Raw genomic sequence first — 12079 nt, forward strand, 5'->3', positions numbered from 1 at the left:
CGGCGCAGCTGGGGATCGGCGCCGAAGCGGCGGCAGCGGCGACCGAGGCGGGCCTGGTCGAGTTCGGCACGCGGGTGCGATTTCGCCATCCTCTCGTGCGCTCGGCGGTCTACGGGTCGGCATCCCCGCAGCAAAGACAGGAAGCCCACGCCGCATTGGCGGGGGCCACCAATGCGTACCAGGACCCCGATCGACACGCCTGGCATCGGGCCCACGCCGCCGCTGGATCGGACGAGGCCGTCGCCGCGGAGCTGGAGCGCTCGGCGGGCCGGGCGCAAGCGCGTGGCGGTATTGCTGCAGCGGCCGCGTTCCTGGAGCGCGCCACGACGTTGACACTGGATCCCATTCGCCGCACCGAGCGGGCGATGGCCGCTGCGTCGGCGCACATCAAGGGCGGTGCCTTCGCAACGGCGCGGGACCTGCTCTCGGTCGCTGAGGCCGGCTCGCCGAGCGACTTTCAGCGAGCTCGCATCGAGCTGATGGGGGCTGAGCTCGCGTTCCTCACGGATCACGGCAGTGAGGCCCCGCCCATATTGCTGAAGGCCGCCCGCCGGCTCGAACCGATCGACCCAGAGCTGTCACGCAGGACCTACCTGCAGGCGCTGACGGCGGGCTACTTTGCCGGTCGCCTTGCCTTCGGCGAGGGTGCGCTGGAGGTGGCGCGTGCGGCCGCTACTGGCCCGCCGGCATCACAACCGCTGCGCGCACCCGAGCTCCTGCTGGATGGCCTGGTAGCGCACTACACCAAAGGCTATGCGGCCGGCTTGCCGATACTCCGCGAGGCGCTGCACGCGTTCGGCGCCGGCATGTCGGTAGACGAAGCGCTGCCCTTACACTCGGTGGCCGGCATCGTGGCTCGTTACACATGGGATGACCACAGCTGGCAGGTGCTCACGGAGCGTCATGTGCGGCTCGCTCGAAGTGTGGGCGCGCTCAGTGAGCTGCCCGTCGCCCTCAATGCGCGAGCATTCATGCTGTTGTTTGCTGGTGAGCTCGCCGCCGCAGGCTCCCTGATCCAGCAGCGTCAGGCTTTAGAGGCGACAGGCATCAATCGCTTTCCTTACTCGGCCCTTGCTCTGGCGGCGTTCGCCGGTAGACAGGCCGAAGCGGCCACCCTGATCGAAACGATCAACCGGCACCTGAGCCTTCGAGGTGACGGCGTCGGGATCACCATCGTCGAGTGGGCGAGTGCCCTACTGAACAACGGCATCGGTGACTACCAAGCCGCGGTGGAAGCGGCGCAGCGCTCCACCGAATATCTGGGGAAATGGATCACGCCGCCCTGGCCAGCGGTCGAGCTCATCGAGGCGGCTGCGCGCATCGGATGCGCCGAGATGGCCGCCGACGCCCTCCGCCGCCTGGCCGAGACCACCACCGTCAGCGGCACGGACTGGGCGCTCGGCATCGAAGCTCGTTCACGCGCGCTGCTGAGCGAGGGTGATGCCGCCGAGCGCGGTTACCTCGAGGCGATAGAGCGGCTCGGGCGTACTTGCATCCGCTCCGATCTCGCTCGCGCGCACCTGCTGTACGGCGAATGGCTGCGCCGACGGCGCCGGCGGGTCGACGCGCGGGCACAGCTTCACATCGCCCACGACATGCTCGAGACGATGGGGATGGAAGCCTTCGCCGAACGAGCCAGCCGTGAGCTAAAAGCCACTGGTGAAACGGCGCGTAAGCGCGCCATCGCGCCGCGCGGTGAAGAGCTCACTGCGCAGGAGGCGCAAGTTGCCCGGATGGCCCGCGACGGCCTGTCAAATCCGGAGATCGGAGTGCGTTTGTTCATCAGCTCGCACACGGTCCAGTATCACCTGCGCAAAGTCTTCACCAAGCTCGGCATTAACTCGCGCAGCCAGCTCGAACGCGCACTACAGGAATCACCCGATGCCGACGCTGTCTGATCGTTGGGGCCCAAGCAACGTAGAGACACCATCATTCGCGCTAGCGACTAGGGGATGCGAACGCACTGCGAAGCGGCTGACGATGGCTCTCGCGCGGGAACCATTCGAACCGCGAAGGGCGGTGATTCATGGGGGAAGCCATCGATGAGCTTCCAGTCGCCGAACAACTTCCCGACGGGGAACTTTCCGAGCCCGTCGACGATGTCACGCTGTACGCCGAGTATCGCCGCGTCACCGCTGATCAGGCAGCCTTGCGGCGCCTGGCAAAGCTGGTGGCCCGAGGGGCCGAACCGGCGGAGGTGTTCGAGGCCGTCGTTAACGAAATGCGGCGCTGCGCGTCCGCGGATACCGCCGGATTGTGGCGCTATGAGTCAGACAACGAAATGACGAAGCTGGCCGCGGCTGAACATCCGCGGCTGAAACTAGCGAAGTGGCCCGTGGGTACCCGAAGCCCGATCGACCGCAGCACGCTGGCAGGGATAGTGCAGCGAACGGGGCGACCCGCGAGGATGGACAGCTACGTCAACAGCACCGGCTCACTTGCGGCGCGGATACGGGACGCCGGCGTACACGTGGCGGTCGGCGTGCCCGTCGCTGTCGACGGACGCGTGTGGGGGCTGGTGGCCGTGGGTTCGGTTGAAGCCGAGCCGATGCCGGCGGACACCGAACGGCGCATCAGCGCATTCGCCGAACTGATCGGCACCGTCGTGGTGGCCGGATATCGCGACGAGCAGAAACGACAGTTGGTGACTGAGGCGTCGCAACGGTCGAATCCTCTCGATGGTCTGATTGCGGGACGCGGTTTCGGCGACTGGAGTCTGCGGGACATCGCGGGCTTCCTTCGGTTACCCACAAAAGGTCCTTTTGTCGTCATCGCTGCACAGGTTTCGGTCGCGGGCGGAGAGCCGCTTTGCGAGATTGAATCTAAGCTTCGCAGCCTTGACATATCGTCGGCGTGGACTTTGGTGCCTGATTTGCAGGTCGGGGTTGCGCGCGTCACGTCCGACGAAAAATTCGACGCGATGGTTGCCCTCATGTCTCGGATGACAACAGCCCGAGTCGGCGTTAGCGCGGCTTTCGATGATTTACGTGAGACACCGATAGCCCTGCATGTTGCACGAGTGATGTTGCGGGGCAAGGGCGACTCCGGCTCCTCGGTCGCTGTGTTCGACCGCTCCATCCTGGCCGGCGCCGTAGTCAGCGCACCGGAGGCGATGATCAGAACGGTCGGGCCGGTGCTGGACGCGTTTGGCGATCTTCCCGACGAGGAACGCGAAATGCTATTTGAGACGTTCCGGGTGTGGCAGGACCATGATGCGTGCGTACGCGATGCAGCTGAAGCGCTCTTTTGTCACCCCAACACAGTCCGATACCGGCTACGCAAAATTGAAGCACGTAGCGGCCGATCCCTTTCGCGGCCAAAGGATGTCGTCGAACTATACTTGGCCTTCGAAGTGCACCGCCGCCTCATGTAGCCGAAGCTCCTTAACCCCAATCGGCGCGGGAACCAGTCCTTGGTCCGCTATTGCATTCCGTGTCAAGGTATTTCGCAATAAGCGATGCCAGTCAGGTTTCCCTGCGCGACCAACAGCACCTTGGGGTCCGAGCCGTCGAGCTTGGCCGAGAAGACGTTGCCCCCGAAGTCGGTGATAAACATTCGGTCGCGCTTCCGATCCAGGGCGATGCCGATTCCTTCCATCAAGTGAGTGAAGATGATCTCGGGTGCGGGGCGGTTGTTGACATCCGAATCCATCGGCGCGCGATTCACCGTGTTTCCACGCGGCGGATCACCCCGGTCAGTCCAGTACATGACACGATTTTTGAGATCGAGCTCCAGATCGATCGGCTCGGGAAGTCCGCCATAGAGGAGTTCGATGTCTGGTCGAGTATCCGCCGTTTGTCCTGTGGGAATCTCGATGCCGGCGCGCAAGAGCCGACCCTGGCCGGCGTTGTCGGGACCCTTTTGCGTCCAGTAGACCTGTTGGTGGTCGACATCGACGGCCACGCCCACACACCATTTTTCAGGATCGGGCCCCGGTCGCGGATCGCCCTGGCTGGAGTCCACGAGGGTCTCGATGTTCGAACCGTCGAGGTTCGCCCGCATCAGACGCATTCCCTCGCGGTCACACCAGTACAGCTTCCTGCTGGTCTTTTCGAGCTGCAGCTGCTTGGGAGTAAACGTGCCGCCCTCGCCAACGATCGTCGTGCGATTCTGCCCGTCGAGGTCAGCTCGCTCAATGGAACCGTCGTTCGCTGCGGGATTCCCCATGTTGGTCCAGAAGATGTTTTCGGATGCGACATCAACCGCGACGCCGTCGGGATATCTGCAATCGGTCACGATGACCTTGCGGTCGGAGCCGTCCGGATTCAGCGAAACGACTCGGTTGTTGCTGAGTTCCAGAAGGAACAAGCGGCCGATTGTGTGATCGCCGGACGCACGCTTTAGCTTCGAGATTGGTGAACTGACCATATCTTACCTCCAGGTACTCAGTTGGGATCCGAAGCGGATACCGAATTCACCGCTGTGCGAGGTAATTCCATCGTCGAGGAAGCCGAGGACCCCGTCGATGTATTTGGTGACAGGGATCAGCAGAAGGATTTTGTCCGCAGAGACAGTCGTTGAGAAACGGCACGACTGGATTCCCTGCAGGGTTGCTGATGCCATGAACACGGCGTCATCGCAGGCCCCGTTTGGCCGCTGGCCTATCGGCGGTGCGATCACCAGCGATGCAGGACGTTGTGCCACCCCCTCTGGTACGCAGTTCGCTCGCTTCAGCGTTGGTGTGGTGGGCGGCGAACGTCCGCTGGGCCAAGGCGGTGGGGCATTGGTCGGCGATCGCGACCGCCCGCCGGCGGCTGAGGGCCGCGCGCCAACGGTGGTGGCCGCACTTGACTCCTAGTCGCGCCGCGATCGACCCGGTCTACGCCGCGTTGGCGTCGACCTCGACCGACTCCGAGCGGAGGACGAGCTGTATGACGTTCGCCGGGTTGACGGCCGATGTCGCCTTGCGCAGAACATCGTTGGGTAGCGAGAGCCGGAACACCTTCTTCCACGCCGAGCCGACCTGCTTGACCATCGGTCCGGTGACGTAGGTCAATCCGTAGCGCTCGAACAGGTCTTGCACCTTCGGCGCAATCTCCTGATAGCGATTGCTCGGCAGGTCGGGGAACAGGTGATGTTCGATCTGGAAAGACAGATTGCCGGTCATGAAGTGCAGCAACGGGTTTCCGCTGATGTTGGCGGAGCCGAGCATCTGTCGCAGATACCATTCGCCGCGGGTTTCGCCGTCGATCGACTTCTTCTCGTAGGTCTGTACGCCTTCGGGGAAGTGTCCACACATGATGACCGAGTGCGTCCAGATATTGCGGACCAGGTTGGCGGTCAGGTTCGCGGTCAGCGTGGTGACGGCCGAGGGTCCGGACAGCAGGGGGTGCAATACGTAGTCCTTGGTCATCTGCCTGCGGATCTTGGCGAGCACGTTCTTGCCCTGGCGCCGGAACTCGTCCTTGTCGGTCTTGCCCTTGAGGTATTTGCCGATTTTCAGGTCGTAGGCGGCGATTCCGTATTGGAAGAAGCAGGCGTTGATCAAGTTCCACAGCGGCTGGGCGAGGTAGAAGGGCATCCACCGTTGATCTTCGTCGACCCGCATGATGCCGTAGCCGAGGTCCTCGTCCTTGCCGACGACATTGGTGTAGGTGTGATGGATCTCGTTGTGCGAGTGCTTCCACAAGTCGGAGGGGGAGGCGTTGTCCCACTCCCAGGTGGTGGAGTGGATCTTGTTGTCGCGCATCCAGTCCCATTGACCGTGCATCACGTTGTGGCCGATCTCCATGTTCTCCACGATCTTGGCGACCGAGAGGCCGACCGTGCCTGCCAGCCATGCCGGCGGAAACAGCGAGAACAACAACACGGCGCGGCTGGCCAGTTCGAGCTTGCGCTGAAAGTCGATGACGTTGCGGATGTAGTCGGCGTCGCGTTCGCCGCGGCTGTCGAGTACCTGCTGGCGGATGGCGTCGAGTTCGCGGCCGAGATTCTCGATGTCGTCGTCGCTGAGATGAGCGATCGGATTCTGTTCTAGACGTTGCAGAGTGGTCATGATTGGTCCTTTACAGGTCGATGTCGCAGGTGCCCGCAGCCGCGGACACGCAGGTTTGGATCACGACGCCGTCACCGGGTGCGGCGGTGGTGATCTCGCCGTTGCGAAGGTCGCGGACGGCTCCTTGGCGCAGTGGTGCCACGCAGCCGAAGCAGATGCCCATCCGGCATCCCGACGGCATCAGTACTCCGGCGGCTTCGCCGGCGTCGAGCAGTGCCTGGTCGCCCGGGGTGTCGAGGACGGTCGCCGACTTACTGAAGGTGACTGTCCCTCCTTGGCCGGCGGCGACGACGGTAGGGCGGAACCGTTCGGTGTGCAGGCGCTCGGGCATGCCAATGTCATTCCAGTGCTGCTCGAGTGCGTCGAGCATGCCTGTCGGTCCGCATGCCCAGGTCTCGCGCTCGGCGAGGTCGCTGACCAGTTCGTTGAGTTCGGCGGTGGTGAGCATGCCGTCGGTGTCAGTGTGCCTCTCGATCAAGCGGATTCGGCCCTGGCTTGCCAGCATGCGCAGTTCGCCGCCGAAGATCACCTCGTCTGGTGTGGGGGCGCTGTGCACGACGACGACGTCGTCGATGTCGTCGGCCATGTTGCGCAGCATGCCCATCACCGGGGTGACACCGCTGCCCGCGGTGAGGAACAAAACCTTGGGCGTTGCCGCCGCAGGGAGCGTGAATTCTCCCGCGGCGTGGTCGAGTTGGACGATGGTGCCGACCGCGGCGTGTCGCACGAGGTGGTTGGAGACCTTGCCACCGGGGATGGCCTTGACCGTGATCGCGATGCAGCCGTCCGCCCGATCAGTGTCGGAGGTGAGGGAATATGCGCGCCACTGACGCACGCCGTCGACGTCGACACCGATGCGGATGTACTGCCCGGGCGTGTGTGAGCGCCAGCCGCGGCCCGGCTTGATGACGAGGCTGACGGCATCACGGGTTTCGGGGTGGATTGCGACGATCCTGCCGCGCAGGTCGGCTCCTGAGCGCAGCGGATCGATGATGTCGAGGTAGTCGGCAGGGACTAGCGGTGTGGTGATCCGCTCGGCGAGTTGGAGGAACCGGTCGCGCAGCGTGCCCATCGGGGTGACCCTGGGTGCTGTTGTTGTCATAAGACCACCATCCCTCGCGCTCAGGTATAAACTCTTGACCAGGCAGAGTGAAATACCACCAGAGATTTGTTCGAAAAGAATAGATTCAATGGACGAAGTCACGGAAACCGACGGTCGACAGGTCACCGGCCTAGTGCTGAATGACCTGGTCGTCAATGCTTTACAGGGCGTTCTGCCCGCCGTCGCCGAACACACTGTGGCCGCCGTCACCGTCGAAGTACCCAGCTATGCGGATGCCTTCAGCGGACGGATGGGCCGGCGGATCGAAGGCGCCGTCAAAATGGCGCTGGGCGCCTTCCTCCAACTGGCCGCCCGTCCACACGACTCCGATCCCGGCCCGACGTTGTCCCCTGCGCTCGAAGGCGCCTACGAACTCGGCCGGGGCGAGGCACGTCAAGGGCGTTCCATCGACGCGCTGCTATCTGCCTATCGCGTCGGCGCGCGGGTGGCCTGGCGTGAGCTGTCGGAAACCGCCGTCGACCGGGGACTGCCACCGCTGATGATCGCTCGGTTCGCCGAATTGGTGTTCGCGTTCATCGATGAGCTCTCTGCGGCAAGCGTTTCCGGGCATGGCGATGAACTGGCCTCCTCGGATCGAGAACGACGGCGTCATCTTGACCGACTCGGACAGGATCTGCTGGCCGGGTTGCCTAGCGAGATACTGCGGGCAAGTGCGGAGCGCGCAGAGTGGCGTCCGCCGGACACTCTCACCGCGGTACTACTTCCGTCGGCCCAGACGCGGGGCGTGGCGTCCCGATTCGGGCAGTCCACATTGGAACTCAGCGGTGACCTGCCCGGTATCGAGTCCGCCGAGTCTGTCGTTGGGCTGCTCATCCCAGACATGCACGGCCCCAACCGGTCCCGGCTACTGCGGGAACTCCAAGATCGCCGCGCGGTGGTTGGTCCGTCTCGTCCCTGGATGCAGGCACAGTCGTCCTATCGCCGCGTTCTGCAGGCGCGCGAACTGCACCTCGCGGGCGACGACATCGGCACGATCGACACCGACAGCCATCTCGTGGCTATCGTGCTTGGCGCTGACCGCGAAGCCGCTGAGGATCTCCGCCACCAGGTGCTCGCACCGCTCGATCAGCTGCGTCCCAACACCGCCGAACGGCTTGCGGAAACACTGCGGTCGTGGTTACTACACCAAGGCCAACGCGATGCTGTGGCTGCCGATCTATTCGTCCACGCCCAAACCGTGCGGTACCGCATGACCCAACTTCGCGAGCTCTACGGCGAACGCCTCAACGACCCTCAGACGGTCCTCGAACTCATCGTGGCGTTGTCCATCCCGACAGCGGTCGGCTCACCTGCCGCGTCATGAGTTGACTGGGAGGACCGCGCCTGGGCAACGGGATTGGCCGGAACTACAAGGAAAATAGGCGCATTGGTGTGGCTTCGCGTCGATCTCAACGGCGTCGCGTGCCCGCAGCCGTGAACGATTCGATGTGGTCGATCATGGTGTCGAGTGCGGTTTCGAGGGGTTCGCCGTCGCGTAGCGTCTTGCTCAGCAGAAGACCGCCCTGCAGGGCGGTCAGTAGTGCGATCGCCAGCCTGTCGACATCGGTGCCGGGCAGGAACTCGCCGCGATCTGCCATAGCGGCCAGGCCGGCGCGGATCGCCTGTTGCCAACGCCGGTAGCCCGCTGCGAGGTCCTCGCGCGCATCGGTGTCGTTTTCGGCGAGTTCGCTGGCCAGCGTGCCGAGTGGGCAGCCGCCGTGGTAACTGCCATTTCGCTGAAAGGTGACGATGAACTCGGCCCAGGCGCGCAATGCGTCCAGGTTGTCGAGGCGGGCCAGCAGCGTTTCCTGGATCCCGACAATGGCATCGGTCTGGTGCTCGATGACGGCGCGGGTCAGCGATCGTTTGTCGGCGAAGTAGTGATAGATCTGCGATGAGCTGACGTTCGCGGCGGCCCGGACGTCTTCGGTGCTGGTGGCGGCGACCCCACGGCTAGACATCAGCGTGGCGGCGGCGGCCACGATCCGGTCCCGGGTGGCACGGCCTTTCGGGGTGACCATCCACCAACTCTACCGATTCTGGAGTTGACAATCCAAAACTTCACTGCTTTTGTGGAGTGATCAATCCAATCTTTCGTGAAGGCGGTCCCATGACGACTCAGACACCCAGCATCGGGGAGCAGACGCAGGCGTTCATGGCGGGACCCGCCGCCGCAATGCCGGCGGAGGTCATGGGCGCGTTCGTCGCCGAACAGGTCACCCTGGACGACGCGGGCGTGCCCACGGGGGTGAGCGCACCGGGTGCGCTGATACCCGACGGTGAGCTGCTCGATGTCCGCGGCGCCGCGACATCCTTGGCGCAGATTCGCGCCGGGCGGCCCGCAGTGGTGGTGTTCTATCGGGGCGCGTGGTGCCCGTACTGCAACATCGCGTTACGCACCTACCAGGCCGAATTGGCGCCCGCCCTTGCCGATCGGGGTTTCGTCATGATCGCGGTCAGCCCGCAGAAGCCCGATGGGTCGCTGAGCGCCGCGCAAACCAACGAGTTGACCTACGCGGTGGTTTCCGACCCTGGCAACCAACTCGCTTCTGCGCTGGGCATTCTGACCGAGCCCGCCGCCGAAGCCTTGGCGGCACAGCAGAAGCTGGGACTGGATCTGGCCGAGCACAATGCCGACGGCGGCCTGACGCTGCCGATGCCCACGACGGTGGTCGTCGATGCCGGCGGGGTGATCCGCTGGATCGACGTCCATCCCAACTACACGACCCGCAGCGAGGTGTCCGACATCTTGGCGGCGGTGGACTCGGTCAGCTGACCGGCATCGTCGCCCGCGCTGCACAGACCGGCCACTTTGCTCTTCCGTCAACTTCTCATCAGGCGATGACGACGCAGCGGAGAGGGTATTCGAAGATGCTCTCGTAGTTCACGATCTGGCAACTGACCCGGGTGGCGGTCGGGAACTGGGCCCTGGTTTTGTCGGCGATTGTCCGGAGCGCATCCTCGGCGAACACCGCGTGGTGGTGGATAGCGGTGACCGCGTCGGCTTCGCTACGTCGCTTATGCAGTTCACGCACCGGCCCGCTGGCCGCGCACTCTCCAACCGCGAGCAGGTCGGCCACGGAACGACCGGCCACGGTCGTCAAGCCCCCGGTCACGGTGATTTCCAGGTCGCAAACCTGATTGTGGGACGGATGCTCGCCGACGTGGTCCATGTCGTCACGGTCGAAGGCGATCGCGCTCTGGGCCTGGGGACAGGCGAGACAAACCTTGAATGCGGCACCCCAGGTCACCTCGGTCTGCTCTGCCGCTTCGATCCGGCAGATCTCCTCGATCGGCTTGAACCCGCCGTCGTGCGGCAACACGATCGTGGCCCGCGCGTCCACCGACCAGGACGCGGCGCCGGGCACCGCGCCGCGCAGCCGCTCGAGGATGCCCTGGGCGTAGTCGAGCACGGTCGGCTGTGGACCTGGCCGATCGATGCATTCGATCAGCCTCGACATGTGCGCGCCACGTTGGTGGCCATATAAACCGACTGAGATGTCCATGACGACCATCGCCGCGCTGTCATGCTCGTCGATCGCGACGATCCGCTTGACCCCGACGTGTCCAACCGAATGCACTGGAATAGAGATGTTCGGCGCTTCCGAATGCAGGTCCGGCAGCACACCAATATCCCTGTGGGCCATGCTCTTCCACCCTCTCCGGTAGTAATCGTGAACAAATGCACCATCAAATGTGAGTAGCGGGCAATGCGTTCGAGAGGCATTCCGGCGCTCACAGTCCGCTGGCGGCATGGCCGATCGGCACTATCGACTGAACATGTCACGAGCGTGACGGGGGATCGGTTCACCGTCAGACCGGGCTGCTCCCATGTTTGCCGTTCTACAGACGGGGTAATCGGTGCACAGATGTTCACTGGAATCTTATCCCCGCGTACCCCAACCGAGGCAATGGAGCCGCTTTATGGATTTGAAGATGCGAAGCCTGACGCGATGGAGTGCTGCTCCCGCGAAGGACGTCGAAACCGCAGCATCCCCGAAGGTCAACGTGCTGCGCGGGTTGATGGCTCGCGCGACGACCCCGCTACTGCCCGATGACTACCTCAAGTTGCTCAACCCGTTGTGGTCCGCGCGGGAACTGCGTGGGGTCGTGGTCGAGGTCCACAAAGAAACTGAAGACTCGGCGACGGTGACGATCAAGCCGGGATGGGGCTTTTCCGGGGACTACCGGCCCGGCCAGTATCTGGGGATCGGGCTTCGGGTCGACGGCCGCTGGCACTGGCGCTCCTACTCACTCACGTCGATTCCGCGGCGCGACAAAAAACTGATCTCGATCACCGTGAAAGCAACTCCGGAGGGATTCCTGTCGTCCCATCTGGTCAACGGCGTCGAGGCCGGCACAGTGGTTCGGCTGGCAACTCCAAAGGGCGATTTCGCGCTTCCCGACCCGGCACCGGCCAAGTTGTTGTTCGTGACAGCGGGCAGCGGCATCACCCCTGTCATCGCGATGCTGCGGTCGCTCAAGCAGCGCGGTGAGAGCCCCGACATCATCCACATCCATTCGGCGCCCGCCGTCGACGAGGTGATATTTCACGACGAGTTACGCGCGCTGGAAGGTGCCGAATCCGGCTACCAGTTGCATCTGCAGCTGACCGAGGACATGGGTCACATCGACTTCGCCGAGCTTGACGGGGTCGTGCCGGATTGGAAGGGCCGCTCCGCGTGGGCGTGCGGGCCGGCGGCCATGCTGGACACGGTCGAAAAGGTGTGGGAGGACGCGGGCGCCGCGGACAGCCTGCACATGGAGCGATTCACCATCTCCCGCACCGACAAAGGCGGCGAGGGCGGCACGGTGACCTTCGCCATCTCCGATAAGTCCATCGAACTGGACGGTGCCACTTCACTTTTAGAAGGCGGCGAGAAGCTGGGCATCCAGATGCCGTTCGGCTGCCGAATGGGCATCTGTCAATCCTGCGTACTGCCGCTGGAATCGGGCAATGTGCGCGACTTCCGTTCCGGCAC

Annotated in this window: 11 protein-coding genes; 6 read left to right on the plus strand and 5 right to left on the minus strand. The window is 63.9% G+C overall.

Going from position 1 to position 12079, the window contains the following annotated elements; genetic code table 11:
• Together WAN02_RS16005 and WAN02_RS16010 are read left to right on the plus strand one after the other, a co-directional pair.
• On the plus strand, positions 1 to 1898 hold a 1898-nt coding region (locus WAN02_RS16005; protein WP_422265191.1), incomplete at its 5' end, for a helix-turn-helix transcriptional regulator.
• A gap of 128 nt (positions 1899 to 2026) precedes the next feature.
• Positions 2027 to 3373: a helix-turn-helix domain-containing protein gene (locus tag WAN02_RS16010; RefSeq protein WP_422265192.1), complete on the plus strand. Its 1347-nt coding sequence runs from the start codon at positions 2027 to 2029 to the stop codon at positions 3371 to 3373.
• A gap of 62 nt (positions 3374 to 3435) precedes the next feature.
• Here the strand turns inward: WAN02_RS16010 and WAN02_RS16015 are convergent, their stop codons facing one another.
• Entirely contained in the window at positions 3436 to 4308 is an 873-nt protein-coding gene (locus WAN02_RS16015; protein ID WP_422265193.1) for a 3-hydroxyacyl-CoA dehydrogenase, read from the minus strand.
• Between the two features lie 253 nt (positions 4309 to 4561).
• On the opposite strand from WAN02_RS16015, the gene WAN02_RS16020 reads away from it, so the two are divergent.
• A complete protein-coding gene (locus WAN02_RS16020) occupies positions 4562 to 4798 on the plus strand; it encodes a hypothetical protein (protein ID WP_422265195.1) in 237 nt (78 codons plus the stop codon).
• 21 nt (positions 4799 to 4819) lie between these two features.
• On the opposite strand, the gene WAN02_RS16025 is transcribed toward WAN02_RS16020, so the two are convergent.
• Positions 4820 to 5995, minus strand: a complete 1176-nt coding sequence (locus WAN02_RS16025; RefSeq protein ID WP_422265196.1) for a fatty acid desaturase family protein — start codon at positions 5993 to 5995, stop codon at positions 4820 to 4822.
• Positions 5996 to 6005: 10 nt separating this feature from the next.
• Positions 6006 to 7097 (minus strand): ferredoxin reductase, encoded by a 1092-nt coding sequence (locus WAN02_RS16030; protein WP_422265197.1) that lies wholly within the window; start codon positions 7095 to 7097, stop codon positions 6006 to 6008.
• A gap of 88 nt (positions 7098 to 7185) precedes the next feature.
• Between WAN02_RS16030 and WAN02_RS16035 the strand changes: the two genes are divergently transcribed.
• Complete coding sequence (locus tag WAN02_RS16035; RefSeq protein WP_422265198.1) at positions 7186 to 8421, plus strand: PucR family transcriptional regulator; 1236 nt, start codon at positions 7186 to 7188, stop codon at positions 8419 to 8421.
• Between the two features lie 85 nt (positions 8422 to 8506).
• On the opposite strand, the gene WAN02_RS16040 is transcribed toward WAN02_RS16035, so the two are convergent.
• Positions 8507 to 9118 (minus strand): TetR/AcrR family transcriptional regulator, encoded by a 612-nt coding sequence (locus tag WAN02_RS16040; protein ID WP_422265199.1) that lies wholly within the window; start codon positions 9116 to 9118, stop codon positions 8507 to 8509.
• An 89-nt stretch (positions 9119 to 9207) separates the two neighbouring features.
• Here WAN02_RS16040 and WAN02_RS16045 point away from each other — a divergent pair, with 89 nt between their 5' ends.
• Positions 9208 to 9873 (plus strand): peroxiredoxin-like family protein, encoded by a 666-nt coding sequence (locus WAN02_RS16045; protein ID WP_422265200.1) that lies wholly within the window; start codon positions 9208 to 9210, stop codon positions 9871 to 9873.
• A gap of 58 nt (positions 9874 to 9931) precedes the next feature.
• Here WAN02_RS16045 and WAN02_RS16050 read toward each other — a convergent pair whose 3' ends face one another.
• Positions 9932 to 10744 carry a GTP cyclohydrolase, FolE2/MptA family gene (locus tag WAN02_RS16050; protein ID WP_422265201.1) on the minus strand — a complete coding sequence of 271 codons (813 nt, stop codon included), beginning with the start codon at positions 10742 to 10744 and terminating at the stop codon, positions 9932 to 9934.
• A 289-nt stretch (positions 10745 to 11033) separates the two neighbouring features.
• On the opposite strand from WAN02_RS16050, the gene WAN02_RS16055 reads away from it, so the two are divergent.
• On the plus strand, positions 11034 to 12079 hold a 1046-nt coding region (locus tag WAN02_RS16055), incomplete at its 3' end, for a ferredoxin reductase (RefSeq protein WP_422265202.1).

This window comes from Mycobacterium sp. (genome assembly GCF_049281135.1).
Classification (GTDB): Bacteria; Actinomycetota; Actinomycetes; order Mycobacteriales; family Mycobacteriaceae; genus Mycobacterium.